At 65.0% G+C, this 25278-nt stretch carries 23 protein-coding genes and 1 pseudogene; 13 read left to right on the top strand and 11 right to left on the bottom strand.

Features of this window, described 5'->3' with window-relative positions; translation table 11 throughout:
- The first annotated feature begins 67 nt into the window (after window positions 1–67).
- Entirely contained in the window at window positions 68–1039 is a 972-nt protein-coding gene (locus tag GGQ98_RS12985) for an NADPH:quinone oxidoreductase family protein (protein ID WP_184070169.1), read from the top strand.
- Window positions 1040–1042: 3 nt separating this feature from the next.
- Here the strand turns inward: GGQ98_RS12985 and GGQ98_RS12980 are convergent, their stop codons facing one another.
- Window positions 1043–1756, bottom strand: a complete 714-nt coding sequence (locus GGQ98_RS12980) for an SDR family NAD(P)-dependent oxidoreductase (protein ID WP_184070167.1) — start codon at window positions 1754–1756, stop codon at window positions 1043–1045.
- A 56-nt stretch (window positions 1757–1812) separates the two neighbouring features.
- Entirely contained in the window at window positions 1813–3141 is a 1329-nt protein-coding gene (locus GGQ98_RS12975) for a methyl-accepting chemotaxis protein (RefSeq protein WP_207791404.1), read from the bottom strand.
- Window positions 3142–3270: 129 nt separating this feature from the next.
- On the opposite strand from GGQ98_RS12975, the gene GGQ98_RS12970 reads away from it, so the two are divergent.
- The 6 genes from GGQ98_RS12970 to GGQ98_RS12945 all read left to right on the top strand — a co-directional run bounded on the left by GGQ98_RS12970 (window position 3271) and on the right by GGQ98_RS12945 (window position 7688).
- Complete coding sequence (locus GGQ98_RS12970) at window positions 3271–4278, top strand: phosphotransferase family protein (RefSeq protein ID WP_184070165.1); 1008 nt, start codon at window positions 3271–3273, stop codon at window positions 4276–4278.
- Between the two features lie 3 nt (window positions 4279–4281).
- A complete protein-coding gene (locus tag GGQ98_RS12965) occupies window positions 4282–4644 on the top strand; it encodes a DUF6285 domain-containing protein (protein ID WP_184070163.1) in 363 nt (120 codons plus the stop codon).
- A gap of 86 nt (window positions 4645–4730) precedes the next feature.
- Complete coding sequence (sdhC, locus tag GGQ98_RS12960; RefSeq protein WP_184070161.1) at window positions 4731–5117, top strand: succinate dehydrogenase, cytochrome b556 subunit; 387 nt, start codon at window positions 4731–4733, stop codon at window positions 5115–5117.
- An 11-nt stretch (window positions 5118–5128) separates the two neighbouring features.
- Window positions 5129–5506, top strand: a complete 378-nt coding sequence (gene sdhD, locus GGQ98_RS12955; protein ID WP_184070159.1) for a succinate dehydrogenase, hydrophobic membrane anchor protein — start codon at window positions 5129–5131, stop codon at window positions 5504–5506.
- A gap of 11 nt (window positions 5507–5517) precedes the next feature.
- Window positions 5518–7320 carry a succinate dehydrogenase flavoprotein subunit gene (gene sdhA / locus GGQ98_RS12950; protein ID WP_184070157.1) on the top strand — a complete coding sequence of 601 codons (1803 nt, stop codon included), beginning with the start codon at window positions 5518–5520 and terminating at the stop codon, window positions 7318–7320.
- A 56-nt stretch (window positions 7321–7376) separates the two neighbouring features.
- On the top strand, window positions 7377–7688 hold the full coding sequence (locus GGQ98_RS12945) for an NINE protein (protein WP_243451871.1): 312 nt from the start codon (window positions 7377–7379) through the stop codon (window positions 7686–7688).
- Window positions 7689–7826: 138 nt separating this feature from the next.
- Here GGQ98_RS12945 and GGQ98_RS12940 read toward each other — a convergent pair whose 3' ends face one another.
- From GGQ98_RS12940 to GGQ98_RS12920, 5 genes are all read right to left on the bottom strand, one after another.
- Window positions 7827–8861, bottom strand: coding sequence for an aldo/keto reductase (locus GGQ98_RS12940; RefSeq protein ID WP_184070155.1), 1035 nt, complete (start codon window positions 8859–8861; stop codon window positions 7827–7829).
- 70 nt (window positions 8862–8931) lie between these two features.
- Window positions 8932–9651 carry an RES domain-containing protein gene (locus tag GGQ98_RS12935; RefSeq protein WP_184070153.1) on the bottom strand — a complete coding sequence of 240 codons (720 nt, stop codon included), beginning with the start codon at window positions 9649–9651 and terminating at the stop codon, window positions 8932–8934.
- Window positions 9648–10007 carry an MbcA/ParS/Xre antitoxin family protein gene (locus tag GGQ98_RS12930; protein ID WP_341534210.1) on the bottom strand — a complete coding sequence of 120 codons (360 nt, stop codon included), beginning with the start codon at window positions 10005–10007 and terminating at the stop codon, window positions 9648–9650. The genes GGQ98_RS12935 and GGQ98_RS12930 overlap by 4 nt, the downstream gene beginning before the upstream one ends.
- A gap of 273 nt (window positions 10008–10280) precedes the next feature.
- On the bottom strand, window positions 10281–10958 hold the full coding sequence (locus GGQ98_RS18675; protein ID WP_184070149.1) for a YiaD family glycine zipper/OmpA-like lipoprotein: 678 nt from the start codon (window positions 10956–10958) through the stop codon (window positions 10281–10283).
- 75 nt (window positions 10959–11033) lie between these two features.
- Window positions 11034–11780 (bottom strand): alpha/beta fold hydrolase, encoded by a 747-nt coding sequence (locus tag GGQ98_RS12920; RefSeq protein WP_184070147.1) that lies wholly within the window; start codon window positions 11778–11780, stop codon window positions 11034–11036.
- Between the two features lie 66 nt (window positions 11781–11846).
- Between GGQ98_RS12920 and GGQ98_RS12915 the strand changes: the two genes are divergently transcribed.
- Window positions 11847–13154 carry a hemolysin family protein gene (locus GGQ98_RS12915; RefSeq protein ID WP_184070145.1) on the top strand — a complete coding sequence of 436 codons (1308 nt, stop codon included), beginning with the start codon at window positions 11847–11849 and terminating at the stop codon, window positions 13152–13154.
- Here the strand turns inward: GGQ98_RS12915 and GGQ98_RS12910 are convergent.
- Window positions 13151–13675 carry a DUF1003 domain-containing protein gene (locus GGQ98_RS12910; protein ID WP_184070143.1) on the bottom strand — a complete coding sequence of 175 codons (525 nt, stop codon included), beginning with the start codon at window positions 13673–13675 and terminating at the stop codon, window positions 13151–13153. The two genes, GGQ98_RS12915 and GGQ98_RS12910, sit on opposite strands and share 4 nt — an antisense overlap.
- Before the next feature lie 63 nt (window positions 13676–13738).
- Window positions 13739–15052 carry a cyclic di-GMP phosphodiesterase gene (locus GGQ98_RS12905; protein WP_184070141.1) on the bottom strand — a complete coding sequence of 438 codons (1314 nt, stop codon included), beginning with the start codon at window positions 15050–15052 and terminating at the stop codon, window positions 13739–13741.
- Between the two features lie 164 nt (window positions 15053–15216).
- Between GGQ98_RS12905 and GGQ98_RS12900 the strand changes: the two genes are divergently transcribed.
- Window positions 15217–16779, top strand: coding sequence for a leucyl aminopeptidase (locus GGQ98_RS12900; protein WP_184070139.1), 1563 nt, complete (start codon window positions 15217–15219; stop codon window positions 16777–16779).
- A gap of 118 nt (window positions 16780–16897) precedes the next feature.
- On the opposite strand, the gene GGQ98_RS12895 is transcribed toward GGQ98_RS12900, so the two are convergent.
- Together GGQ98_RS12895 and purD are read right to left on the bottom strand one after the other, a co-directional pair.
- Window positions 16898–17971: a phosphotransferase family protein gene (locus GGQ98_RS12895; RefSeq protein WP_184070137.1), complete on the bottom strand. Its 1074-nt coding sequence runs from the start codon at window positions 17969–17971 to the stop codon at window positions 16898–16900.
- Window positions 17968–19251, bottom strand: a complete 1284-nt coding sequence (purD, locus tag GGQ98_RS12890) for a phosphoribosylamine--glycine ligase (RefSeq protein WP_184070135.1) — start codon at window positions 19249–19251, stop codon at window positions 17968–17970. The genes GGQ98_RS12895 and purD overlap by 4 nt, the downstream gene beginning before the upstream one ends.
- 44 nt (window positions 19252–19295) lie before the next feature.
- Between purD and xseA the strand changes: the two genes are divergently transcribed.
- The 4 genes and pseudogenes from xseA (at window position 19296) to GGQ98_RS12870 (ending at window position 25176) form a co-directional block, all read left to right on the top strand.
- Window positions 19296–20684 (top strand): exodeoxyribonuclease VII large subunit, encoded by a 1389-nt coding sequence (gene xseA / locus GGQ98_RS12885; RefSeq protein WP_184070133.1) that lies wholly within the window; start codon window positions 19296–19298, stop codon window positions 20682–20684.
- Between the two features lie 17 nt (window positions 20685–20701).
- Window positions 20702–20920: a DUF2093 domain-containing protein gene (locus tag GGQ98_RS12880; protein WP_184070217.1), complete on the top strand. Its 219-nt coding sequence runs from the start codon at window positions 20702–20704 to the stop codon at window positions 20918–20920.
- Window positions 20921–21365: 445 nt separating this feature from the next.
- The gene (locus GGQ98_RS12875) at window positions 21366–24125 is read left to right on the top strand and encodes a TonB-dependent receptor domain-containing protein (protein WP_341534208.1); all 2760 of its coding nucleotides are present in this window, start codon (window positions 21366–21368) and stop codon (window positions 24123–24125) included.
- 87 nt (window positions 24126–24212) lie between these two features.
- Window positions 24213–25176: pseudogene (locus GGQ98_RS12870) on the top strand (IS630 family transposase).
- Window positions 25177–25278: the final 102 nt, after the last annotated feature.

Genomic DNA, 25278 nt, shown 5'->3' with positions numbered 1-25278 from the left:
TTCATGTGGTTATTCTGACGCTTCAATGCCCGATGGCAACCTGCGGATCGCGAAAGGGACGATGTTTATGAAGGCACTGCTTTGCGTGGAGCACGGTCCACCCGAAACGCTTGTCGTGCGCGAGGTGCCGACTCCCGAACCGGGCAAGGGTGAAGTGCGTATCCGCGTGGCGGCGGCGGGTGTCAATTTCCCCGACGTGCTCATCATCCAGAACCTCTACCAGTTCAAACCGCCGCTGCCGTTTTCACCCGGCGGCGAAGCGGCGGGTGTCGTCGATGCGGTGGGCGAGGGCGTCACGCACCTGAAACCGGGCGACCGCGTGCTCGCGATGACCGGAACGGGCGCTTTCGCCGAATATCTCATCGCGGAAGCCGCGCAGGCGGTGCCGCTGCCTGATGCGATGCCGCTCGATGTCGCGGCGGGGTTCACGATGACCTACGCGACCTCGCACCATGCGCTGAAACAGCGCGCGAACCTGCAGCCGGGCGAAACGCTGCTCGTGCTCGGCGCGGCGGGCGGTGTCGGGCTCGCGGCGGTCGAACTCGGCAAGGTGATGGGCGCGCGGGTCGTGGCCGCCGCTTCGTCGGAAGAGAAGCTGGCGCTCTGCCGCGAATACGGCGCGGACGAGACGATCAATTATTCCACCGAAGACCTTCGCGCAGGTATCAAGCGCACCTGCGGCGCCGGGCCGGACGTGATCTACGATCCCGTCGGAGACACGTTCGCCGAGCCCGCCTTCCGTTCGATCGGCTGGAACGGCCGTTATCTCGTCGTCGGCTTCGCGGGCGGCGAGATCCCCAAGCTGCCGCTCAACCTCGCGCTCATCAAGGGCGCGTCGATCGTCGGCGTGTTCTGGGGGGCGTTCACGACACGCGAGGCGAAACTCCATGCCGCGAACATGGCCGAACTGATACGGTGGCTCGCTGAAGGCAAGCTGCACCCGCACATGTCCCGGCGTTTCAGCCTGGATGACGGCGCCCAGGCGATCCGCTGGATGATGGACCGCAAGGCGATGGGCAAGGTGCTCGTCGAGATGTAGCGCTCAGCGCACGTAGCTTGCGCCGTTGATGTCGAGCGTCGCGCCCGTCATCGCGGCGGGCGCCTTCAGCGCGAGGTAGATGATGGCGTTCGCCACCTCTCCGGGGTCGGCGACGCGGCCGAGCGGGATGTCGGCAAGAAGCTGCTGCCCGCCGCGGCTCGAAAGATAGTCCTCCGCCATGCCGGTCATCGTGAAGCCCGGCGCCACGGCATAGGCGAAGATGCCTTCGCCTGCATGCGCGCGGGCGATCGTTTTGGTCATCGCGATCATCCCCGACTTGGCCGCCGCATAGTGCCAGTGCGCCGGCGAATCGCCCCGGTGTCCGGCGCGGCTGGCGACGTTGATGATGCGCCCGCCGCTGCCGCGCTCGCGCCAGTGCCGGATCGCCGCGCGCGACAGATCGGCGGATGCCTTCAGGTTGATCGCGAGCCCGCGTTCCCACTGCGCGTCCCATTCGGCGTCGCTTGCGTCCAACGGATTGGCCTCGAACACGCCCGCGTTGTTCACGAGCACGTCGATGCGCCCGTCGAGCGCCTCGATCGCTTTGTCCCAAAGCGCCCGCCCCGCGCCGGGCAGGCTGAGATCGGCGCCGATCAGCCCGCCGCCGTCGCTGGTGGCATGGCCGACGACGCGGGCGTCCTGCTCGCGAATGAGCGCCATCGTGGCCGCGCCGATGCCGCGCGATGCGCCGGTGATGAAGATGTGGGGACGTGCCATGCGGGGGAGTGTAGCGGCAGCGCCGCTACGGTGTCACGGCCCAAAGGCGGGATCGTTCAGGCCGCGATCGCTGTCATGAATTCGCCCACCGCGCTCTGCAGCTGCGTCAACTGCTCGTCCATCTCCGCGAAAACGACACGAACCGAATCCACTTCGCTCGCAACGCTCTCCGTCGACTGGCGGATGCTGGCGATCGCGGCGGACATCGCGTCTGCGGAAAGCGCGGTCTCATCGACGGAGCCGGTGATCATCGTCACGGTCGCGGCCTGATTGTCCATCGCGCCCTTGATGCGGTCGGCGGAGCGGCGGACGCCGTCCACCGTGTCGCGGATCGATCCGTTGGCGGCGACGGTGCTCTGGGTCGCTTCCTGGATGGCGGCGATCTGCTTGGCGATGTCGTCGGTGGCGCGCGCGGTCTGCCCGGCCAGCGACTTCACTTCCTGCGCGACCACGGCAAAACCGCGCCCCGCATCGCCCGCGCGCGCCGCCTCGATCGTGGCGTTGAGCGCAAGGAGGTTGGTTTGCCCCGCGATGTCGCGGATCAGGCTGACGATCGATTCGATGGTTTCGCTGTGCTTGGCGAGCAAAGTCACCGAAACGACCGCTTCACCGGCCTGTGAGGTGGCGCGATCGGCGACGGTTGCCGCGCCGTCCACTTCCGCGCGCGTTTCCTCGATGGTGCGGATCAGCCCGGCGGCGGTCTCTGCCGCCTGCCGCATCGCCATGGCCGATTGCTCGGCCGCAGCGGCGACTTCGGCGGATTTGGAAATCATGTCGCGCGCCTTGACCGCCGCGGTCGCGGACTGCGCGCGCACGGCGGCGGAGCGCTGGGACGCCCGCTCGACCGCGCTGGCGATCAGCGTGCGGAATTTTTCGCCGTAAGCATGGATCTCGTCGGTACGCTGCTTGTCGCGCAGCACCAGAACGCGCGTCAGCACCAGATCGACCTCAAGCTCGCAGATCTTGGAGAGGACGCGCAGCATCTTGCCGAGCTTCGTGCGGTCCTCGATCAGGTGCGGCAGATGTTCGTAGGCGACGTCGTAGGCGCAGCTGAACGCGCCCACGGCCTCGTGGCTCTTCGCGCCCGCCGCGAACACGCCGTTGCCATGCAGCGCAACGCGCTCCATCCACGCGGAATCGAGCGGATCGGTGAGGTTCTGCCGGGTATAAGCGACGCTGTTTTCGATCATGATGCGCTTGTGCTCGGGCGTCAGATCGTCGCCCGCACCCGCCGACGGGCCGAAAACTTCCCAGAACGCCTGCGCCATCTGCGGCGCGACCGGCTCAAGCGCCTGCCACAGCTCGGGCATCAGCCGCTGGTCTTCGTCCGTGATGCGATAGGAGTGGAGGCGCTCGCGCCAGGAGGACATTTCGTTGTCGATCATGCGTCTGGTTCTATCGCCTGCATTTCGCGAAATTGTGTATCGAGTGCGAAACAATCTAGCCGATCGAGGTTAACGCCCCGTTAGATCGCGCAGTTGCGATGCAGCGAAGAGACGCTACCCTTGTCCGTAATGGAACATGATAGGACCGATCCGGAGGCGGCGCGTGCGCGCCTCGCCCGCGTGCTCGAGCGGGCAGTGCCCGGCCATGTGGATGTCGAGGCGGTGATTCCGCTCTCCGGCGGCGCGAATTCGCTGACCTATGCGGTGGATGCCGTGCGCGATGGCCAACCCTGGCGCCTCATCCTTCAGGTGACGCCGCCGGGTCAGACGACCGACGGCATGCCGCGCGCGGTGCAGGCGGCCTTGCAGACACGCGCCGGAAACGCGGGCGTGCGCGTTGCGCCGGTGATCGCGGTGCTCACGCCGCAGGACGGGCTCGGCGAGGGCTTCGTCATGGCGTTCGTGGAGGGGGAGACGCTTGCCCCGCGCTGGCTTCGCGACGACGGCTATGCGCAGGCGCGCGCCGCGATGCTTGCCGACTGCGCGGAATCGCTCGCCCGCATTCATGCAATCGGCGCCGAAGCCGTTACCGATCTGTCGCTTTCCGTCCGAACGCCGCAGGCGCAGCTCGACGATCTTCGCGAGATTTACGATCGCTGCGACGGCGCTGTGCCCGTGTTCGAGCTGGCATTTGCCGAGCTTGCGGCGCGATTGCCGGGCGGCGATCTCACGCTCGTCCACGGCGATTTCCGCTCCGGCAACTTCATCGTCGGGGAGAGCGGCCTGGCGGCGGTGGTGGATTGGGAACTCGCGCACATCGGCCATCCGCTGCTCGATCTCGGCTGGCTTTCCACCAACACATGGCGTTTCGGCCAGTCGCAGATGCCCGTCGGCGGCTTTGCCGAGCGTGAGGCGTTCTACGCGGCCTATGAGGCGGCAGGCGGCAGGCCTGTGGACCGGGAAAGCGTTCTCGCGTTCGAAATGCTGGGCTCGCTGCGCTGGGGAGTGATGTGCATGCAGATGGGCGCCGCGCATCTTTCGGGCGACGTCGCCTCCGTGGAGCGCGCCGCGATCGCCCGCCGTGTTTCGGAAACCGAGGCGGATATTCTCTACATGCTGAAGCACGGAGCGCTTTGAACCATGCGGTCCAGAATCGAAGCCACGGATCTCATCGAAGCCGCCGCCGCCTTTCTGAAAGAGGCTGAAGGCGAGCTTTCCGGCCGCATGGCCTTTCATGCCAAGGTCGCCGCCAACGCGCTCGCGATCGCCGCGCGCGAACTGCGCGCGCGCCCGGCCGAAGCGGAAGCGGCTGCGCTTGGAAGCCTGCTGCCCGACGTTCCTGCCGGCGCGCGCGTCGCGGAGGCCTGCGCGCGCATCCGCGCCGGTGACTGGACGACCCGAACGCCGGGGCTGCTCGATGCGCTGGAAACGGGTGTCGCGGCGCGTCTCACCGTTGATAACCCGCGCTTCTCGACGCTTGAGCGCCTGAATCGGCATAGTTGAGAATGGTTCGCACGCATAAGAGTTGCACGACTCGCCGTGCGCCCTAAAAGCACCCGTGAAAAGGGCACTCAACTGGGGATAAAAGCGTGGCATCCGTGAACCGGCCGCTTTCACCGCACCTCAGCATTTGGCGCTGGCGCGTCCATATGCTGGTTTCGATCCTGCACCGCGCGACCGGCGACGGCCTTGCCATCGGCGGCACGCTGCTGTTCCTGTGGTGGCTGGTTGCCGCCGCGACCGGCCCCGAAGCCTATGAGACCTTCCTGTCGATCGCCTCCGGGTGGGTCGGGATCACGATCCTCGTCGCGCTGACCTGGGCTGTTTTTCAGCACATGATGTCGGGCATCCGGCACCTCGCGATGGATACCGGCTGGGGCTATGAACTCGCCACCTCGAAACTGACCGCCATCCTCACCATCCTCGCCTCGCTGACGCTTACCGCGATCACCTGGGCGATCATCCTGTACGTCTGAGGAGCTGACCCATGGGACGTGGAACCGAAATCGGCCGCGTGCGCGGCCTCGGCACGGCGAAGTCGGGCGTGCATCACTGGTGGCTGCAGCGCGTCACCGCCATTTCGAACCTGGCGCTTGTCGTGTGGTTCATCGTGTCGCTCGTGCGCCTGCCGGATCTCGGCTACCAGACCGTCACTGCCTGGATGGGCCAGCCGCTCGTCGCGGTGCCGCTGATCCTGTTCGTGGTCAGTGTTTTCTGGCACTTACGGCTTGGTCTTCAGGTTCTGATCGAAGACTATCTGCATGAAGGCGCCAAGGTCGCTTCGCTCCTCGCGCTGACTGCCTTCGCGGTCGCCGGCGGTCTCGTCGGTGTGTTCTCCATTCTCAAGATCGCGCTCGGCGCCTGACGGACAAACGCATGACCAGCAGCTACCAGATCATCGATCACACCTATGATGCCGTCGTCGTCGGCGCGGGCGGCTCGGGCCTGCGCGCCACCATGGGCATCGCCGAGGCGGGCCTGAAAACGGCCTGCATCACCAAGGTGTTCCCCACGCGTTCGCACACCGTCGCGGCGCAGGGCGGCATCGCCGCTTCGCTCGGCAACATGGGGCCGGACCACTGGACCTGGCACATGTACGACACCGTGAAGGGGTCGGACTGGCTCGGCGATCAGGACGCGATCGAATATCTCTGCCGCGAGGCGCCCGCCGCCGTTTACGAGCTGGAGCACGCGGGCGTGCCGTTCAGCCGCACCGCCGAGGGCAAGATCTATCAGCGCCCGTTCGGCGGCATGATGCAGAACATGGGCGCCGGTCCGCCCGCGCAGCGCACCTGCGCCGCGGCTGACCGCACCGGCCACGCCATGCTGCACGCGCTCTACCAGCAGTCGCTGCGCTACAGCGCGGACTTCTTCATCGAATATTTCGCGCTCGATCTCATCATGGAGAACGGCGAGTGCCGGGGCGTCATCGCCATGTGCATGGAAGACGGCACCATCCACCGCTTCCGCTCGCACAGCGTCGTGCTGGCCACCGGCGGCTACGGCCGCGCGTACTTCTCCGCCACCTCGGCGCACACCTGCACGGGTGACGGCGGCGGCATGGTGCTGCGTGCGGGTCTGCCGCTGCAGGACATGGAGTTCGTGCAGTTCCACCCGACCGGCATCTACGGCGCGGGCGTGCTCATCACCGAAGGCGCGCGCGGCGAGGGCGGCTACCTCACCAATTCCGAAGGCGAGCGCTTCATGGAGCGCTACGCGCCGTCGGCGAAAGACCTCGCCAGCCGCGACGTCGTTTCGCGCTCGATGGCGATGGAAATCCGTGAAGGCCGCGGCGTCGGCAAGGAGAAGGACCACATCTACCTTCACCTCAATCACATCGACGCCAAGATCCTGCACGAGCGTCTGCCCGGCATCACCGAAACCGGCAAGATCTTCGCGGGCGTGGACCTCACGCGCCAGCCGCTCCCCGTGGTGCCGACCGTCCACTACAACATGGGCGGCATCCCCACGAACTATCACGGCGAGGTCGTCACGCTGAAAGACGGCAACCCGGACACGGTCGTCCCCGGCCTGTTCGCGGTGGGCGAGGCGGCGTGCGTCTCCGTTCACGGCGCCAACCGTCTCGGCTCGAACAGCCTCATCGATCTCGTCGTCTTCGGCCGCGCCACCGCGCACCGCGTCGCCGAGACGATCAAGCCCGGCACCGCGCACAAGCCGCTCCCGGCGGACGGCGCCGACCTCGCGCTCGGCCGCCTCGATCACTTCCGCAATGCCGCCGGCGGCTCGCCCACGGCGGACGTGCGCCTCGAAATGCAGAAGACCATGCAGGCGCACTGCGCGGTGTTCCGTACCGACGAGCTGCTGCAGGAAGGCATCGGCAAGCTCACCAAGACGTATGAGCGCGTTCAGGACATCCGCGTCACCGACAAGGGCCTCGTCTGGAACACCGATCTCCTCGAAACGCTGGAGCTGGACAACCTCGTCAGCCAGGCGATGGTGACGATCCACGGCGCCGCGAACCGCAAGGAAAGCCGCGGCGCACACATGCACGAGGACTATCCGAACCGCGACGACGAGAACTTCATGCGTCACACGATCTCATGGTTCGACGGCTGGGGCGGCAAGGGCGGCGGCGTCAAGCTCGACTACCGCCCGGTGCACACTTACACGCTCACCGACGAGATCGAATACATCAAGCCGAAGGCGCGCGTTTACTAAATCTTGTAGTTGATCCAGTAATCTATAGGTAATTTATAGATTACTGGAGAACTCTTTTGCAGACGACGCTTGCTGGAAATATGGTGCATTGTCGCGAATGCGGTACGCAAATCGCGCGGAGTGCGCCGACGTGCCCGAAGTGTGGCGGGCGACAGTCCGCTGCTGGCGGCAAGAGCAAGGTCGTAGCCGGTATTCTCGCCATTTTGCTGGGCGGGCTTGGTATTCACCGTTTTTATCTTGGCCAAGGTTGGGGTATTTTTTACCTGCTGTTCTGTTGGACGTTCGTGCCGTCTATCATCGCCTTTTTCGAAGGTATCGTTTTTCTTTTATCTTCGGACGACAACTGGAACGCTAAATACGGCGGTTAACGCGCGGCATTGCCGCCCTGCCGCAATCTTGTAAACGAGGTTGCTTCCAGCCTCTCGGCGAGCTTCTTCTTGAACTGCTCGCAGACATTGCCGCCAATTTCGTCCCATTCTTTTCGTGGGCTTTGCAAAAACGCCAGCCTATAGGTCGTCCAGCGAGACTTCGACCGGGGTTTCGTTTGCACGCGCGCGTACGATCTCGGCGAGTTCGATATCCTCCAGACGGTCCATCAGCCGGGATGCTGTCGTCAGCCGCGCCAGCTGCTCCACGCTCAGCGTCAGAGTCGCGGCGGCGATCAGTTCCGCGACCTGCTCCGGTCGGCTGGCGCTCGCGATGGGCGCGGTAATGCCGGGCTGCGCCATCGACCATGCGAGCGCGATGGCAGCCAGGCTGGCGCCCGTCTCTGCGGCGACCGCGTCCATCACTGCGAGCATGGCGGGGCCATCTCCCTCGAAATAGGCCGTTGCCGCCTCCGCGCGCGGGCCGGTCAGGTCGGCTGCGGTCCGGTACTTGCCGGTTAGATAGCCGCTCGCGAGGCCATAATAAGGAACGACGCCGATATTCTCGTCGATCGCAATCCGCTGGAGCGCGCCTTCATATTCGGTGCGGTTCAGCAGATTGTAGTTCGGCTGCATCACGGTGAAGCGCGCCCAGCCGTTGCGGTCGCTGATCGCAAGCGCCTCGGCGAACCGCTGGGCGCTGTAGTTGGATGCGCCGATCGCGCGCACCTTGCCCGCCTTCACCAGCGCGTCGAACGCGCCAAGCGTCTCCTCCAGCGGTGTCTCCGGGTCGTCCTTGTGCGCGAAGTAAACGTCGATAACATCGGTTTGCAGCCGCCTCAGCGACGCGTCGCATGCCGCCGCGATCCGGCTTGCCCGCAGGCCGGTTCCGCCCTCGCCGTCGAGCAAGCCGACCTTGGTGGCGATCACCATCCGGGAACGATTTTCGCGCGCTGCGAGCCATTTGCCGATAACGGCTTCGGATTCGCCGCCGCTGTGGCCCGGTGCCCATAGGGAATAGACGTCCGCAGTATCGATGAAATCGCCGCCGCCCTCGGCAAAGGCGTCGAGCACGGCGAAGCTCGTCGTCTCGTCGGCGGTCCAGCCGAACACATTGCCGCCGAGCATGATGGGCGCCACCGAAAGGCCGCTTGCACCAAGCATTCGCTGCTTCATCCTGATCTCCCGTCGCAAGGCCGGCAAGCATCCCGCGCCCACGCGCGCAGTGCAAGCCCTTCAGCCGGCTTTACTCCGGCGTGATGCTCTGAACGACCCGGTAAACGTGCCCGCTGCCCGCATCGCGCACCATGTCGATCCTCAGGCCGTCCCAGTGATAGTCGAGATGTCGCCCCTGCACGGGCGATGCGGCGCTGTCCGGGTGGAAAAGCCCCGCGCAGGTGCCGCCCGCGCGCCGCACGCTGGGATAGAGGATCCCCTCCGACCCCGCCGCCCGCAGCCGCGCGCCCAGCACCTGACCGGCGCTGTAGTCGTCGGGGGAGAGCGCGGCGTCTGGTCCGGCGCGAAGATCGTGCAGCGGCGCCGAGACATCGAGCAGGATTTCGCGGAACTGCGATGTCCAGCCGGGCAACTCGGATGTCGCGGCCATGAAGCGGGCATGGTGATGCACGGTTTCGAACAGCGCCGTTTCGAAGCTCTCGCCGATGTAGAGAACGCCGAAGCGCCCGTCGCTGAACCGGCTCGGCCGATCGGTGCTGATGTGCGTGAAGGGGGCCATCAGATAGCTTGCGCCCGGCCCTGAAACGCGTCGATCCGGCGGCACGAGATCGATTGCGCCGATGCTCGCCATCAGGCGCGGGTTGGTTTTCTGCTCGGCCGCGATCAGCAGCGGCCAGTCGGCAGGGTCGGCGATGTCCTCGAACAGGTCGATGGGCGGCCAGGCGCTGCGGATGATCCGTACCGCGCGCGTCCAGTCCACCTGCGTGATCGGAATGTCCGTCTCACTCACCAGCCGCCCCGCTCGGCATCGAGGTAGCGGCGCACGCGCATCAGATCGGTGAGTTCGCCGCCCAGCATCACATCGAGCGCGCTCTGCCCGCCCAGCGCGGCGTTCGGTGCCTTTACCCAGGCGTAGCTGCGATGCGGCTCGCGGAAGATGATGCGCAGCGCCTTGTGGATGCCCATCAGGTTGGAAAGCCGCGCCTTGCCGTCGCGGCCCATGCGGCCCGCACCTTCCGCCTTCCAGCGCCGGTAGGTGCGCAGCGGCAGATCCAGCAGCGTGGCGGCCGCTTCATCGGTGATTTCCCAGGCGCGAAACAGGGTCAGCGCGGCGCGGAACATGGCGGCGGCCTCGGCGTCGGTGATCGGCGCCGGGCGGAACGCGGGGGCGGACGTATCGACGATCTGCAATGTCGGGGTCACGGTATCTCCTTTTGGCACCATATATAGAGTATGATGCCATTTGGCAATATACGTGCATGCCGACCTGCCATACGGGAGGAGGCCCGATCTTGCGGATCGAGCCTCCGAGTATTGATAGTGCTTGGAAAACCGCGTTCTGCGATGATGCGCAGACCCCATAAGAGGGTCGCCAACTGGGCCGGGCACTTGCTCGGCCCAATCGTTTTGCGGTTCCGTCTAGCTGGTCGCGGTTTCCGTCACCGGCACCAGCTTGATCTCGACACGGCGGTTCTGCGCCCGGCCGGTCTCGCTGTCGTTGCTGGCGATCGGCTGGCTCTCGCCAAGGCCCTGCGTCGCGATGCGTGCGCGCAGCACGCCGTTTGACGACATATAGGTCGCCACGCTGTCCGCACGGCGCTGCGACAGCGTCATGTTGTAAGCGTCGGATCCTGTCGAATCGGTGTGTCCGATCACGTCCACGAAGGTCTTCTCGTACTGCGAGAGCACCCGGGCGACCTCGTTCAGCGTCGGCTGGAACTGCGGATTGACGATCGCCGAATCCACGTCGAACGTCACCTGGGACGGCATGTTGAGCAAGATCTCGTCGCCCTGGCGAACCACGTCGATGCCCGTTCCTGCGGTCTTTTCGCGCAGTTCCTTTTCCTGCTTGTCCATGTACGCGCCCACTGCCGCGCCCGCGAGCGCGCCGATGCCCGTGCCGACCAGCACTTCGGTGCGGTTGCGCTTGCCGCCGATGATGGCGCCCAGGCCCGCACCCGCGCCTGCGCCGAGGGCCGCGCCGATCGCGGTTTTCGAAATTTCCTTCTTGCCCGTTTCCGGGTTGGTTACGCAGGCTGTCGTGAGCAGCAGGCCTGCCGCGGCTACGCTCGCCACCATTTTCGATTGGATAGACATAAGCCCCAGATCTCCATTTCTGTCTGCAGCGCCTGTAAGCCGGACACCGCGTGCTGGTTCCAACAGCAGTTCATCTTAACCCGCGCTGAGCAAATCGTTCAGGTGGAAAAAACGCTGCATCATCGCGGCGACCTGATCCATCACCTCGAACTGCAGCATATGGCCCGAACCCGTCACCTGCGCGGTGGCGATGCGGCGGTTCAGCCTGGAAAGGTCCGCAAGCCGGTTCATCGTTCTCTCGACCGTGATAACGAGCGTCGGCACGCTGAGCGCGGCGAACGCGGCGGGGCCGTCCCAGTCCCAGATCGCGTCCCAGCCGGCGCGCGCGACGTCGGGGTCGGCGGCGGCCTGCGTGTCGGCCAGCGCGCGCACCGCGTCCGCATCCGCCGGCGCGATCATCATTCCGCTCGAAAAGCGGCGCATCAGCGCGGGGAAGTCGTCCGTCGTCGCGAGGTCCGCCTTCATCCTGTCGCGCCCGGCGAAAGCGGCGTCCATCGGCTGTATGGCAGCGGGGTCGAGCAGCACGGCGGCCATCACGCGCTCCGGCGCGCGCGCAGCGGCTTCCACCACGATCTGCGCGCCCATCGAATGCCCGATCCAGATCGCGCGCTGGGGCATCGCTGCCAGCACGGCTTCTGTCTGGGCGGCAATGGCATAGTCCCCCGCCTTGGGGCTTGCGCCGTGGCCCGGCAGATCGGGCATCACCGCGTGTTGCAGAGGGAAAGCATCCGCGACCGGCTGCATCGCGCGGTGGTCGCAGGTCCACCCGTGGACGAGCGCGAGCGCCGGTTCTTTTCCGGCGCGCGTCACAATATTCAGCACTCCAAGCTCCTTCCCCTCAAATGCTCACTTCAAATGCCGCGCCGTGCCGTATAAGGAAAGCGCATCATGCAGCCTTTCCCTTGGGTCGACATCGGCATCATCCTTTTGCTTATCGCGGTGAACGGCGTTTTCGCGATGTCGGAAATGTCGGTGGTCTCCTCGCGGCGAGCGCGGCTTCAGGCGATGGTGAACGCCGGAAAGCCGGGCTCGCGGATTGCCCTGGCGCTTCACGATGATCCGTCCCGCTTTCTTTCGACCGTGCAGATCGGCATCACGCTCGTCGGTATCGTCAACGGTGCCTATTCGGGCGCCACGCTGGGCGGGCCGGTGGCGGAGCGGCTGGCCTTGCTTGGTGTGCCGGAGCGGCTTTCGAGCGAAGTGGGCATCGTTCTCGTCGTCACGCTGATCACCTATCTGTCGCTCACCGTGGGCGAGCTGGTGCCCAAGCAGCTCGCGCTGCGCAGCCCGGAACGCGTTGCCGTCGTGATCGCGGCGCCGATGTCGGTGCTCTCGCGCATCACCGCGCCGCTGGTCTGGGTGCTTGAACATTCGACGAAGGCGCTGCTCCGCCTGTTCGGCGCGGCGAAGGAGAATGCCGATCATGTGACGGCCGAAGAGCTGCACCTCATCGTTTCCGAGGCGACCAACGCCGGGGTTATCGAGGAGAACGAGCGGCAGATGATCAGCGGCGTCATGCGCCTTGCCAACCGCTCCGTGCGCGCGGTGATGACGCCGCGCACGGAGATCGACTGGCTCGACATCGAAGCCGACGAGGCCGAGATTCGCGCCGAACTCGTGGCGACGGCGCACACGCGCCTGCCCGTTGCGGAGGGGTCGATCGACCGCATCATCGGAATCCTGCAGGCGCGCGACGTCGCCGCCGCCATTCTCGACGGCCGCCCGCTCGATGTGAGGGCGCTGCTGCGGTCCGCGCCTGTCGTTCCCGATGCGATGGATGCTGCGGACGCGCTCGAGGTTCTGCGCCGCGCCGACGTACCGATCGCGCTCGTCCACGACGAATACGGCCACTTCGAAGGAATCCTGACGCCTGCCGACCTGCTCGCGGCGATCGCCGGTGCGTTCAAATCCGATCTCGACGAGGGCACCGAGCCCGACGCTGTCGAGCGCGGCGACGGCAGCTGGCTTCTGGCGGGCTCCATGCCTGCCGACGAGATGGCCGAAACGCTGGGCACGCGGCTTCCCGCCGAACGCGATTACCAGACCGTCGCGGGCTTCGCGCTCAGCGTGCTGACGCATCTTCCCGAGATCGGCGAAACCTTCCGCTACGACGACTGGACCTTCGAGATCGTCGACATGGACGGCCGCAAGATCGATCGCCTGCTCGCCACGCCAGCGGCGGACCCTGAACCCTAACGCGCCTTCAGCGCCGCAATCTCCGCTTCCAGCCGGTGCAGCGTCTCGATCACGCTCAGGTCGATCTTTTCGTGAAGGCGCAGGATTTCAAGCTCGGCGCGCAGGTTCACCTCATAGTCGAGCCGCGCGGCGAGCCTGTCCTTGTTGGACTGCCGGTTCTGGCTCATCATGATGATCGGCGCCTGCACGGCGGCAAGCGTCGAGAGCATCAGGTTGAGGAATATGAAGGGGTAGGGGTCGAAGGCGAGTCCCTTGAGTATGCCGCTGTTCAGCAGCATCCACCCGAACAGTACGGCCGCGAAGGCAATGATGAAGCCCCACGAGCCGCCCACTTCGGCGACGCGGTCGGAGAGCCGCTCGCCCACCGTCGCGTCTTCGTCCGCAAGCCGGCCCGCGTCCCGGCTGATCGGCTTTCGCGCCGAAACATGTTCCAGCACGCGCTTCTCGTGGTGCCCCAGATCCTCGGGCGCGCTTCCGAGCAGGCGTTTCGAAACTTCCGCAATATCGATGATCGGTCGCATGGATGGGCCTCTTGCTGGTTCGGCCCCGATAGTAAGCCCGGTGCGGGCGCCGATCCATCCTGCTCAGGCGGCGAGCGCGCTCCAGCGTTTTTCCCAGTCGCCGAGATCCCAGGCGTCGGGGTCTTCGGATGAAACGATGGCATCACCCTCCGCATTCGTCAGCAGGTTGATGTCCTGCGGCGGGATCGGCGCGCCGTGCGCGATCGAAAAGAACGCGCGCACGATCGGCTTGGTGAGATCGGCGTCGTTGATATCGAGCACGAAGGCGAGGTGGCCTGATCGCAGCTTCACCAGCGTCCCCACCGGATAGATGCCCACGCTGCGGATGAAGGCGGTCAGGATGTCCGTATCGAAGTGCCCGCGCCAGCTGAACATGGTCTTCAGCGCCTGATTCGCGCCCCACGCCGTCTTGTACGGACGGTTGGACGTCAGCGCGTCATACACGTCGCAGATCGCCCCCATGCGCGAAAACAGCGTGATCCGCCCGCCCTTCAGCCGCCCCGGATAGCCGGTGCCGTTCACGCGCTCGTGGTGGTGCAGGCAGACGTCGAGCGCCATGCCCGGCACGTCGCGGCTGCGCCGGAGCAGCGCATGGCCGCGCTCCGGGTGCGTCTTCATGATCGAGTATTCCGCGTTGGTCAGTTCGCCCGGCTTGCCGAGCACGGCTTCGGGCATCGCCATCTTGCCGACGTCGTGAAGCAGCCCGGCCACGCCCATGTCGCGGAGCATCGCGGGGTCGAAGCCGCCGATTTCGCGCCCGAGGTTTATCATCAGCGCCGACACCGCCACCGAATGCACATAGGTGTATTCGTCCTTGGTCTTGAGACGCAGGATGCTGGTCAGCGCGGAGCGGTTGCGCGCGAGCGATCCGGCGATGTCTTCCACCAGGGGTACGAGCGTGTCGGCATTCACGATCCTGCCGAGCCTCGCCTGGTCGTAAAGCTCGGTCATCACGCGCTTGGCGTGGTCCGCGATGATGTTGGCGCGGCCGAATTCCTCGGCCATGCTGCAGGGCGCATCGGAAGCAAGCGCGGTGATCGTCGGCAACGTCTGCGGGGCGGTCGCGCTCTCGGCGCTCTCGGCGGGCACTGCCCGTTGCGCCGCCGCCGGTTTCGCACCCTCGCTGGTCGCATCGATGGGCATCACGCGCGGCTTCTGCCCCTCGATATCGAGCCCCTTCTCGGTATCGATCAGCACGCCGTCGATCTTGCTGCTCAGCAGCGCCTCCACGTCGGCAGGGTCGGTAAGAAGAAAACCGGCCTTCAGGAACGGATGTGAAAACCACGATCCTTCCATCGACTGAATGAACATGCCGGACCTGATCTGGTCGCGCCGAATTCGTCTTAGCACCCCGAAGTTCCTGTTTTTCAGGTGCATTTCGCGCCTGGCCCCGAAACAATCTATGGCACGCCAGTCTTGAACGGGACGCTGACGTTTACGGTTAACATCGGTTGAACGTGCAGATTCCTTTCCGGCGCGCGGACTTGCCTTTTCAGCGTGCGGGCTGGCATGATCGGGGTCTTTCACGGGGAGAGCCACGAATGCGTAATGTTGCTGTCGCGATCTTGCTTGCGGGTTTTGCGGGAATGGCCGGTGCGGAAGCGCGGCCCGTCGTCTTTTCTGATCGCGCGCCCGATGGCAGCGCCGCGATCGTCCTGCCGCTTGCCGCGAAGGAGGATCTGGCGGTCCGCGCACCCTCGCTCGATGCGGCGACGCGGGAGGCCGTGGGCAAAGCGCTTGAGTCTGCAGCCTTCGACTATGCGGCGAAATCGACGCTGGTGCTGCGCGGCATCGGCGCCTGGCAGCAGATCGTGGTGATCGGCGCGAAGGACGGCGCGACGACTGCGGGGCTCCAGGATATCGGCGGAATCGCCGCGCGGGAAACCGCCTCGGCGGATGGCCCGGTCGCGCTTCTCGCGTCGGGGCTTGCGCCTGCTGTCCCCGATGCGGCTGCCGATCTCGCCGTCGGCGCCGAACTCGGCGGATACGAATTCAATCTCTACAAGGCGGCGCCCGGGAAACCGCGCGCGGCGGGGCGCGACGCCCCGCTCACCGTGGTCGGCGCTACGGGCGCGGATCGCTATGCGCAGCAAGGCAAAACGCTCGTCGAAGGCGTCATCCTCGCGCGTGATCTCGTCAGCGAGCCCTCGAACATCAAATACCCGGAGGTTTTCGTCGAGCGCGTGCGCGCGGCGTTCAAGGGCGTCGCCGGGGTTCGGATCGAGGCGCTGGACGTGCCGCAGATGGAAAAGCTCGGCATGGGCGCGATCCTCAGCGTCGGCATCGGATCGCAGCGCCCGCCGCGCATGTTGATCGTGGAGTATCGCGGCGGCGGCAGCGAAGCGCCGCTCGTGCTTGTGGGCAAGGGCATAACCTTCGATACGGGCGGGGTGTCGTTGAAGCCGGGTCTCGGCATGTGGCGTATGCGGACCGACATGGCGGGCGCCGCCGCCGTGGTGGGAACGACGCTTTCGCTCGCGAAAAGCGGCGCGCCCGTCAACGTCGTCGCGGTCGCAGCGCTTGCTGAAAACATGCCCGACGGCGGCGCGACACGCCCCGGCGACGTCGTGAAAGCCTACAACGGCAAAACCATCGAGATCACCAACACGGACGCCGAGGGCCGCATGGTGCTCGCCGACGCGGTTTCATACGCGGATGCGCGCTTCAAACCCGCCGCCATCGTCGATATCGCGACGCTCACCGGCGCTGTCGGCGGCGCGCTCGGTGATGATTATGCCGGGCTTTTCAGCCGCCACGACGCGCTCGCGGCGCAGCTCACTGCGGCGGGCAAGGCGGTCGGCGAACCGCTCTGGCAGTTGCCGCTTCACGCGACCTATACCGAAACGATGAAGTCCGGTGTCGCCGACATCCTGAATTCGCCCGAAGGGGGCAGGCCCGGCGCGGGCCTCGGCGCGCACTTCATCGGCGAATTCGTAAAGCCCGAAACCCCGTGGGCGCACCTCGACGTCGCCTTCACGGTCTGGACCGACAAGGGCCAGCCCACGGCACCCAAAGGCGCGGTCGGCTACGGCGTGCAGCTCCTCGACAGCTTCGTGCGCAACTGGAAGCCGGTCCCGCTGGCGGCAGGCGAAGGCGGACGCTGACAGCAGAAAGCCCCTCCCTTCCAGGGAGGGGTTGGGGAGGGTGACTGGCGCACCCCCTCGCCATCGACCCCCACCCGACCTCCCCCTTTTCCAGGGGGAGGTCGGGTGGGGTGGTCTCTCAGCCCGTCTTCATCGCCTTTTCCGCCTGTGCCCATGCGAGCTTGGCGAGCGGCACCAGACGTTCGCTCATTGCGGCGGCGTGGGCGTTGGCGGCGGTGCCTCTTATCAGCCGGCCCTTGATGCCGTGGATGATCGCGGCGAGGCGGAACATGTTGAAGGCGACGTAGAAATCGAGATTGGCGATGCCGCTGCGCCCGGTGCGGCGGCAATAGGCCTCCACATATTCGGTTTCGCTCGGGATGCCGAGTGCCGCGAGATCCTGGCCCGCGAGTCCGGCGGTTTCTTCCGGGGGCATGCGGTACATCATCAGGTGATAGGTGAAGTCGGCGAGCGGATGGCCGAGCGTTGAAAGCTCCCAGTCGAGCACCGCGAGCACCTTCGGCTCGGTGGGGTGGAAGATCATGTTGTCGGCGCGGTAGTCGCCGTGCACCACGCTCGTCTCGTCGCCCGGCGGGATGTTCGCGGGCAGCCATTCGCACAGCCGGTCCATCTCCTCGAAGTGGCCCGCCTGTTCGTCGTCCTTGTACTGCCCCGCCCAGCGGCCGATCTGCCGCGCGAAATAGTTGCCCGGTTTGCCGTAATCACCGAGGCCGATCGCTTCGGGATCGAAATTGTGGAGGTCGGCGATGGTCTTGTTCATCGCGTCGAAGTGCGCGGCGCGGCTTTCGTTCGATTCGCCGGGAAACGACGTGTCCCACACCACGCGCCCGTCGACGCAGTCCATCACGTAGAACCACGTTCCGATCACGTCCTCGTCGGTGCAGAGCCCGTACGCGCGCGCCACCGGGAAACCCTGCGCGTAAAGCGCGCTGATGACCTTGTATTCGCGGTCCACCGCGTGCGCGGATTTCAGCAGCTGTCCCGGCGGCTTGCGGCGCATCACGTAGTTTTTCGCGGGCGTCGCCAGCTTGTAGGTCGGGTTCGACTGCCCGCCCTTGAACTGCGCGACCGTCAGCGGGCCTTTGTAGCCTTCCACATTGGCCTGCATCCACTCCGCAAGCCGCGCCTCGTCGAAGCGATGCGCCTCGCGCACGGCCTGCGTACCGGAAAACTGCTCCTGCTTGTCGCTCATGCCGTCTTTCCCTCCCGCGCAATGGCTCTCCAGCCGATATCTGACCTGTGGAAGCCTTCGGGCCACCTGATCTTTTCGGCAGCCACGTAGGCGCGGTCGCGGGCTTCACGCACGCTGCGCCCCGTGGCGGTGACATTCAGCACGCGGCCGCCGTTCGCGATCAGTCGTCCTTCGCCGTCGCGCGCGGTGCCTGCGTGGAAGATCACGACGCCTTCGCCGGCCGCCGTCTCGGTGCCTTCGATCACGGTGCCCTTCCTGGGCGTGCCCGGATAGCCCTCGGCCGCCATCACCAGCGTCAGCGCGGGCGCGTCGTGCCACTCCACATTTACGTGTTCGAGGCCGCCGTCCACCGCCGCGATCAGCGCCGGCACGATGTCGGATTTCATGCGCAGCATCAGCACCTGGCATTCAGGATCGCCGAAGCGTGCATTATATTCAATGAGTTGTGGGCCGCTCTCCGTCAGCATCAGTCCCGCGTAGAGCACGCCCACATAGGGCATCCCGTCCGCCGCCATCGCGTCTACCGTCGGCTGCACGATCTCGCGCATCACCTGCGCCTCAAGCGCGGGCGTCAGCACCGGCGCGGGCGAATAGGCGCCCATGCCGCCCGTGTTCGGACCGGTGTCCCCGTCACCCACGCGCTTGTGGTCCTGCGCGGAGGCAAGCGGCAGCGCGGTCCTGCCGTCGACGAGCGCGAAGAAGCTGGCCTCTTCGCCGGTCAGGAACGCTTCGATCACCACTTCCGCGCCCGCCGCGCCGAAGCTGCCGCTGAACATGTCGTCGATCGCCGCGTCCGCCTCCTCGCGCGTCTCGGCGATGATGACACCTTTGCCCGCCGCGAGCCCGTCCGCCTTGATGACGATGGGTAGCCCGCGTCCCGCAGCATAGGCCTTCGCGGCGTCCGCGTCGGTGAACCGTTCATAGGCGGCGGTCGGGATGCCCGCGCGCTTGCACAGATCCTTGGTGAAACCTTTGGAACCTTCGAGCTGCGCGGCCTTCGCGCTCGGCCCGAACGCCTTGATGCCCGCGGCCGTCAGCGCATCGACCAGCCCCTCGACGAGCGGCTGCTCCGGCCCGACGACCACAAGGCCGACGGCGTGCTCCCGGCAGAAGGCGATCACCGCCCCGTGGTCGGCGGTGTTCAGCGGCACGCAGGCGCACACCTCTGCGATCCCGGCGTTGCCCGGCGTACACCAGAGCGTGTCGCACAGCGGCGACTGGGTGATTTTCCAGGCGAGCGCATGTTCGCGGCCGCCGCTTCCGATAAGGAGGATGTTCATGGCCGGGCCTTGTAGAGCGTGCGCCGAGCGCTTAGCAACGCCTCATGGACGCTGCCGGCAACGCCCACGAATTCACCGTCTCCGAACTCTCCTCGGCGCTGAAGCGCAGCATCGAGGATCAGTTCGGCAATGTCCGCCTGCGCGGCGAGATTTCAGGCTGGAAAGTGCCGGCCTCGGGCCACGCCTATTTCGCGCTGAAGGACGATGCCGCGCTGATCGACGCGGTGATGTGGAAGGGCCAGCGCGCGCGCCTCGGGTTCCGGCCCGAAGACGGCATGGAGGTGGTCGCCGTCGGCCGCCTCACCACCTATCCGGGCCGCTCCAAGTACCAGATCGTCGTCGAATCGCTCGAACTCGCGGGGGAGGGCGCGCTCCTCGCGATGATCGAGCGGCGCAAGGCGATGCTCGCCGCCGAGGGGCTGTTCGCGCCTGAGCGCAAGCGGCCGATCCCCTGGCTGCCGGAGCTGATCGGCGTCGTCACCTCGCCCACGGGCGCGGTTATCCGCGATATCCTGCACCGGCTGGGAGACCGTTTCCCGCGCGACGTGCTGGTCTGGCCGGTGAAGGTGCAGGGCGAAGGCGCCGCCGAAGACATCGCGGCGGCGATTCGCGGCTTCAACGCCATGGCGCGGCGGCCGGACGTGCTCATCATCGCGCGCGGCGGCGGCTCGATCGAAGACCTCATGGCCTTCAACGAGGAGATCGTCGTCCGCGCCGCCGCCGCGTCCGAAATCCCGCTCATCAGCGCCGTCGGCCACGAAACCGACACCACGCTCATCGATTTCGCTTCCGATCACCGCGCCCCCACGCCCACCGCCGCCGCCGAGCTTGCCGTTCCCGTCCGCGCGGAGCTGGTCGCGGGCGTCTCCTCCTTCGCGGCACGGCTCGATCGCTGCGTCGCCAAGACGCTGGAAGCCCGCGCCGAACGTATCCATCTCTGGTCCGCCCGCTTGCCGACACCGACCGCCATTCTCGGCATGAAGGCGCAAAAGCTGGATGATGTCGGTGAGCGCCTGCCGCGCGCGCTGCGGGCTGCGCTTCAACAGTGGCAGGGCCGCTACGAACGCACGGCCGAGCCGCTTCGCGGTGCGATGCGCAGCCGCATCGCGGAGGCGCGCCATCAGCTCGCCGGCGCAGCGACGCGCCTTCGCCCGACGCTGCTCGGCGGGCTCGCCCAGCGCGATGCCGATCGCATCGTATCGTGGGGGCGCCTGCTCGAATCGCTGAACCCGCTCGCCATCCTGTCGCGCGGTTATGCTGTCGTGACGCGGCCCGACGGCAGCCTCGTGAAGCGCGCCGACGAGGCCCGCCGCGAGCCCCGCCTCGGCCTCCGCTTCGCCGACAGCGCCGAGCCCGTCGATGTGGTGGTCGGCACGAAGCCCCGCAAATCTGCAGCGCCAAACGATGGCCTCTTGCAGGCGAAGCTCCTGTAGGCGACATTGGCATGGCTATGCTCAAACTCGGTGAAGGCCGCCCCGCGCGGCTGCAATATCTTTCCGGCTCGTACCGCGTTCTTCAGAACGGCGATCATGTGACCTGTGCGGTCACGGGATCGCGCGTTCCTCTCGCGAACCTTCGCTACTGGAGCCACGAACTTCAGGAAGCCTATATCTCGGGCGAAGCGGCAGCGGCCCGCTATACGGAAATGCGCGCGCTCGGCCGCCTCTAGCGCCGTCCTTCTGCTCGGCAATACTTTTGCGTTTATGCTGAAATAGAACGTCGAAGCATTCGTTTCGACGTCGAAACTTTGTTGACGGCCGCGCTCCAAACGCTGTTGCACAGTAATAAAATTACAATTTCTGTGTTCCGCACGCTACGTCTGCGCCCATCTTGTTGTGATATCGCCACACCGAGTGTGTCTTGCGATCAACCGTTGAGCGTGCAGCTTTACACTTCAATAACATTTGAGGGACAACGCGGCTGGTCCAAAATGGACTGCCTCGATACGTGATTGTGTATCAAAAGCGAAAATGAGCCGAGACAAGGCCGATCCGCATAGATGCAAAAAAGCAACATGTGTCGATGATAAACTGGGATATATTGTAAAGGACTGGGACGTGAACAACGCGAAAATATCGCTCTCTAGACGTGCGCTCTGTTCAAGCAGCGTACTTGTGGCTGCATCGGTAGCCATGCTCGCATCACCGGCAGCCGCGCAGGAGGAACCTTCCGCCGAAGACATCATCGTTATCACCGGCTCGCGTATCGTGCGTGCTGACCTCGAAGCCTCCAGCCCCGTTATTTCGCTCTCGCAGCAGCAGTTCGCTGATGTGAATGCGAGTTCGGTCGAAAAACTGCTGACGCAGAACCCGCAGTTCGTCGCGGCAATCAACCCGACGGTGAACAACGGCAATCCTGGCGTTGCGACGGTCGATCTGCGCGGCCTCGGCGACAACCGCACGCTGATTCTGGTCAACGGCAAGCGTCAGGCTTCGTACGATTCGGAAGGTATCGTCGACGTCAACGCGATTCCGGTCGCGCTGATTTCGCGCGTGGATGTTCTCACCGGTGGCGCTTCGGCAGTGTATGGTTCCGACGCCGTTTCCGGTGTTGTGAATTTCATCCTGAACGAAGATTTCACCGGGCTCCAGGCCGATGCCTCGACGGAAATAACGTCGCGCGGAGACGGCGCCGTCCACAATCTGGCGCTGACCGGCGGCATCAATCTGGGCGAGCGCGGCAATCTTGTCGTTTCGGGCGGCTATACCAAGCGCGAGCTCGTTTATCAGGGCTCGCGCAGCTATGCGAACCCGGCGAGGTTCTCGGACGACTTGTCTCCGGGCGGCAGTTCGACATCAAATCCCACCGTCATCGACAATTCTTTCGATGATACGGAAAACTCCTATTACCAGATCGACGCGAACAACGATTTCGTTCCGTATTATCAGCCCTATAATTATGCGCCGCCGAATTATCTGGTGGTTCCGCAGGAACGCTGGAATGCGATGGCGATGCTCAAGTACGAGCTTTCCGACGGTATCGAATTCTTCACGCGCGGCACCTACCTCAGCTCGAAGGTCAACAGTCAGTCGGCGCCAACCGGCACCTTCGGATATACGTTCGATATCTTTCAGGACAATCCGTTCCTGACGCCGCAACAATCCAACCTTCTGTTCAACAGCCCCAACAGCACCATCAACGACGACGGCTCGACGACGATCGGTATCCGGCGCCGCATGGTGGAAAGCGGCGGGCGCACCACGACCTATGACAACAAGGTGTGGCAAGCCGTTGCGGGCCTGCGCGGCGACCTCGGCAATCTGAACTGGGAAGTGTTCGGCCAGTATAGCAAATCCAAGCGTGAGATCGCGTATCTGAACGATATCACATATGCGCGAACCGCTCAGGCGCTCGATGTCGTGATGACGCCCGACGGCCCGGCGTGCCGTGATCCCTCCGGCGGCTGCGTTCCGCTCAATCTGTTCACGCAGGATGCTATCGGGCCGGATGCGCTCGGCTTCATTCTGACCGGCGGCCAGCAAGTCGACAAGACAAACCAATGGGTTGTCGGCGGCAGCATTTCGGGTGACGTAGGCAATCTCACGATGCCGTGGGCCGAAGCGCCGGTGGCATTCGCTCTGGGCGTGGAATATCGCCGTGAGGAAGCAAGAACCGACGTTGACGATGCCTATGCATCGGGCGACCTGATCGGATACGGTCAGGGCTTCAATCTCGCGCCTTATCACTTCGATACGAAGGAGATCTTCGGCGAGCTTCGTATCCCTGTCGTTACGGATCGTCCGGGCTTCTATGCGCTGAACCTCGAAGCCGGTTATCGCTATTCCGATTATTCGACGGTCGGCGGCGTGCACGCTTACAAGGCGGGCGCGGACTGGGCGCCGGTGCAGGGTGTGCGGTTCCGCGGTCTGTATCAAAGAGCGGTACGGGCACCGAACATCTACGAACTGACGGCGCCTCCGGTTTCGATCATCGAAAATCTCGACACCGATCCCTGCGCGGGCAGCAACCCGGTCGGCAATGCAACGCTCACGCAGCTTTGCCTTGATACCGGCGCGCCTTCCGTCGGCAATATTCCCGGTCCGGTTTCGGGTCAGATCAATGCCTTCGCGGGCGGCAATCTCGATCTGAAGGCGGAGAAGTCCGACACCTATACGATCGGTGTCGTCATCAATCCGCCGTCGGTTCCGCGTCTGTCCCTGTCGGTCGATTACTTCGATATCACGATCAACAACGCGATCGATCAGCTCGGCGGATCGCCGCAGAATGTCGTGGACGGTTGTTATCTGGTCACGCAGGATATCAACAGCGCATATTGTCAGGCGATCAACCGCAATACGCTGACGGGTTCACTGTCGGGCAATATCGAATTCGGCGTCGATCAGGCCTTTGCGAACAGCGCATTCCTGCAAACCAAGGGCATCGATGTGTCCGCGGGCTATTCGCACGACATCGGTTCGGGCGGTGTGTCGTTCCTGTTCAACGGCACCTATCTCGATAGCTACAAGAAGAAGGGAGACCCCATCGCGCCGACGACGCAGTGCGCAGGCAAGTTCGGGTTCGCCTGCAACCTCGCACCGATGCCGAAGTGGAAGCACGTCGCGGCGCTCACCTACAGCCTCGGCGACGTGTCGCTGATGGGCCGCTGGCGCTACATCGGCAAGGTGAGCCAGGATTCGGGAACGAACATTCTCGTTTCGTCGATCAAGGCGCATAACTACTTCGACGCGACGTTGTCGCTGCATATCGCCGATGCTTATGATTTCCGCTTCGGTGTCCAGAACATCTTCGACAAGGATCCGCCCATCGTCGGTTCGGAAGCCGGCAGCACCACGCATAACGCTGCCAATACGTTCCCGACTGTTTACGATGCGCTCGGAACCACGTTCTTCGTTTCAGCTTCTGCGAAGTTCTAGAGCATATTCACGATGGGCGGAATCGCTGGGGGATTCCCAAAGGCTTCATCGTGTGATTCATAGGTTGCCGTCACGAAGGAGGCGGCGATGGGTTGGCGATCAGGTCAGAGTTACTCACAGGATTTGCGGGATCGGGTATTGAAGGCGGTGGATGGGGAGATGCCGGTCCGGCAGGCTGCGACGACGTTCGGGGTCAGCATTGCATACATTTACAAGGCGCTGATCCGCCGGCGTATAACCGGCCATACGGGGATTAACCCGAACCGGGGTCACTCTCCGCGCAAGCTCTCACCGGCCCAGGAACTGACGCTGGCGGCGCACATTCGCTCGCGGCCGGGGATCACGCTGGCGCAGGTCCAGGCATGGTTGCTGGCCGAGCCCGGCGTCACGCTGAGCACCGGCGCCACTTGGAACGCGGCCGGGCGTCTGGGGCTGTCGTTCAAAAAAAGCCCTGCGCGCAGCAGAGCAGGACAGACCCGACGTGGCCGCGCGGCGCAAGCTGTGGAAGGCGGCGCAGTCCTTCCTTGATCCTGAGAGCCTCGTCTTCATCGACGAGACCGGCGTGAACACGAAAATGGCTCGGCTGTATGGCTGGGCGCCGGTTGGCGAACGCTGCCGCGACAGCGTGCCGTTCGGACACTGGAAGACGATGACGTTCATCGCCGGGCTGCGCCTCACCGGCATGACCGCGCCCTGGGTGCTCGACGGGCCGATGGATGGTGGTGCGTTCCGAACCTACGTCCAGCACATCCTTGCGCCGACCCTCAGGCGCGGCGACGTCGTAGTGCTCGACAACCTGCCCGCGCACAAAGTTGCCAGCATCCGTGAGACAATCGCCAACCGCCGCGCACAGATCTTCTACCTGCCGCCCTACAGCCCGGATATGAACCCAATCGAGATGGCCTTCTCAAAGCTCAAGGCGTTGCTGCGGCAAGACCCCGAGCGAACCATCGACGGCCTCGTCGAGCGCATCGGCGCGCTCCTCGATCGCTTCCCACCAACCGAATGCGCAAACTTCTTCCACGCCGCAGGATATCAACGCTCAATATGAAAATGCTCTAGGCGCTGTCTGCATTCATTTTATCCAGATCATCGCGCAAGCGAGATGGACGAATCCCATGAATGCGGTGAGGGTTTTCTCGCAGCGGAGGGC

It is taken from the genome of Sphingosinicella soli (assembly GCF_014199685.1).
Lineage (GTDB): Bacteria > Pseudomonadota > Alphaproteobacteria > Sphingomonadales > Sphingomonadaceae > Sphingosinicella > Sphingosinicella soli.
The sequence above is the reverse complement of the archived record's forward strand: the minus strand, read 5'-3'. Positions and strand labels throughout refer to the sequence as shown.

What these genes read in the sequence shown, in the direction of transcription:
- GGQ98_RS12985 (WP_184070169.1), top strand. Translation starts at nt 68, where the DNA reads ATGAAGGCACTGCTTTGCGTGGAGCACGGTCCACCCGAAACGCTTGTC.
- GGQ98_RS12980 (WP_184070167.1), bottom strand. Translation starts at nt 1,756, where the DNA reads ATGGCACGTCCCCACATCTTCATCACCGGCGCATCGCGCGGCATCGGC.
- GGQ98_RS12975 (WP_207791404.1), bottom strand. Translation starts at nt 3,141, where the DNA reads ATGATCGACAACGAAATGTCCTCCTGGCGCGAGCGCCTCCACTCCTAT.
- GGQ98_RS12970 (WP_184070165.1), top strand. Translation starts at nt 3,271, where the DNA reads ATGGAACATGATAGGACCGATCCGGAGGCGGCGCGTGCGCGCCTCGCC.
- GGQ98_RS12965 (WP_184070163.1), top strand. Translation starts at nt 4,282, where the DNA reads ATGCGGTCCAGAATCGAAGCCACGGATCTCATCGAAGCCGCCGCCGCC.
- sdhD (WP_184070159.1), top strand. Translation starts at nt 5,129, where the DNA reads ATGGGACGTGGAACCGAAATCGGCCGCGTGCGCGGCCTCGGCACGGCG.
- sdhA (WP_184070157.1), top strand. Translation starts at nt 5,518, where the DNA reads ATGACCAGCAGCTACCAGATCATCGATCACACCTATGATGCCGTCGTC.
- GGQ98_RS12940 (WP_184070155.1), bottom strand. Translation starts at nt 8,861, where the DNA reads ATGAAGCAGCGAATGCTTGGTGCAAGCGGCCTTTCGGTGGCGCCCATC.
- GGQ98_RS18675 (WP_184070149.1), bottom strand. Translation starts at nt 10,958, where the DNA reads ATGTCTATCCAATCGAAAATGGTGGCGAGCGTAGCCGCGGCAGGCCTG.
- GGQ98_RS12915 (WP_184070145.1), top strand. Translation starts at nt 11,847, where the DNA reads ATGCAGCCTTTCCCTTGGGTCGACATCGGCATCATCCTTTTGCTTATC.
- GGQ98_RS12910 (WP_184070143.1), bottom strand. Translation starts at nt 13,675, where the DNA reads ATGCGACCGATCATCGATATTGCGGAAGTTTCGAAACGCCTGCTCGGA.
- GGQ98_RS12905 (WP_184070141.1), bottom strand. Translation starts at nt 15,052, where the DNA reads ATGCACCTGAAAAACAGGAACTTCGGGGTGCTAAGACGAATTCGGCGC.
- GGQ98_RS12900 (WP_184070139.1), top strand. Translation starts at nt 15,217, where the DNA reads ATGCGTAATGTTGCTGTCGCGATCTTGCTTGCGGGTTTTGCGGGAATG.
- GGQ98_RS12895 (WP_184070137.1), bottom strand. Translation starts at nt 17,971, where the DNA reads ATGAGCGACAAGCAGGAGCAGTTTTCCGGTACGCAGGCCGTGCGCGAG.
- purD (WP_184070135.1), bottom strand. Translation starts at nt 19,251, where the DNA reads ATGAACATCCTCCTTATCGGAAGCGGCGGCCGCGAACATGCGCTCGCC.
- xseA (WP_184070133.1), top strand. Translation starts at nt 19,296, where the DNA reads ATGGACGCTGCCGGCAACGCCCACGAATTCACCGTCTCCGAACTCTCC.
- GGQ98_RS12880 (WP_184070217.1), top strand. Translation starts at nt 20,702, where the DNA reads ATGCTCAAACTCGGTGAAGGCCGCCCCGCGCGGCTGCAATATCTTTCC.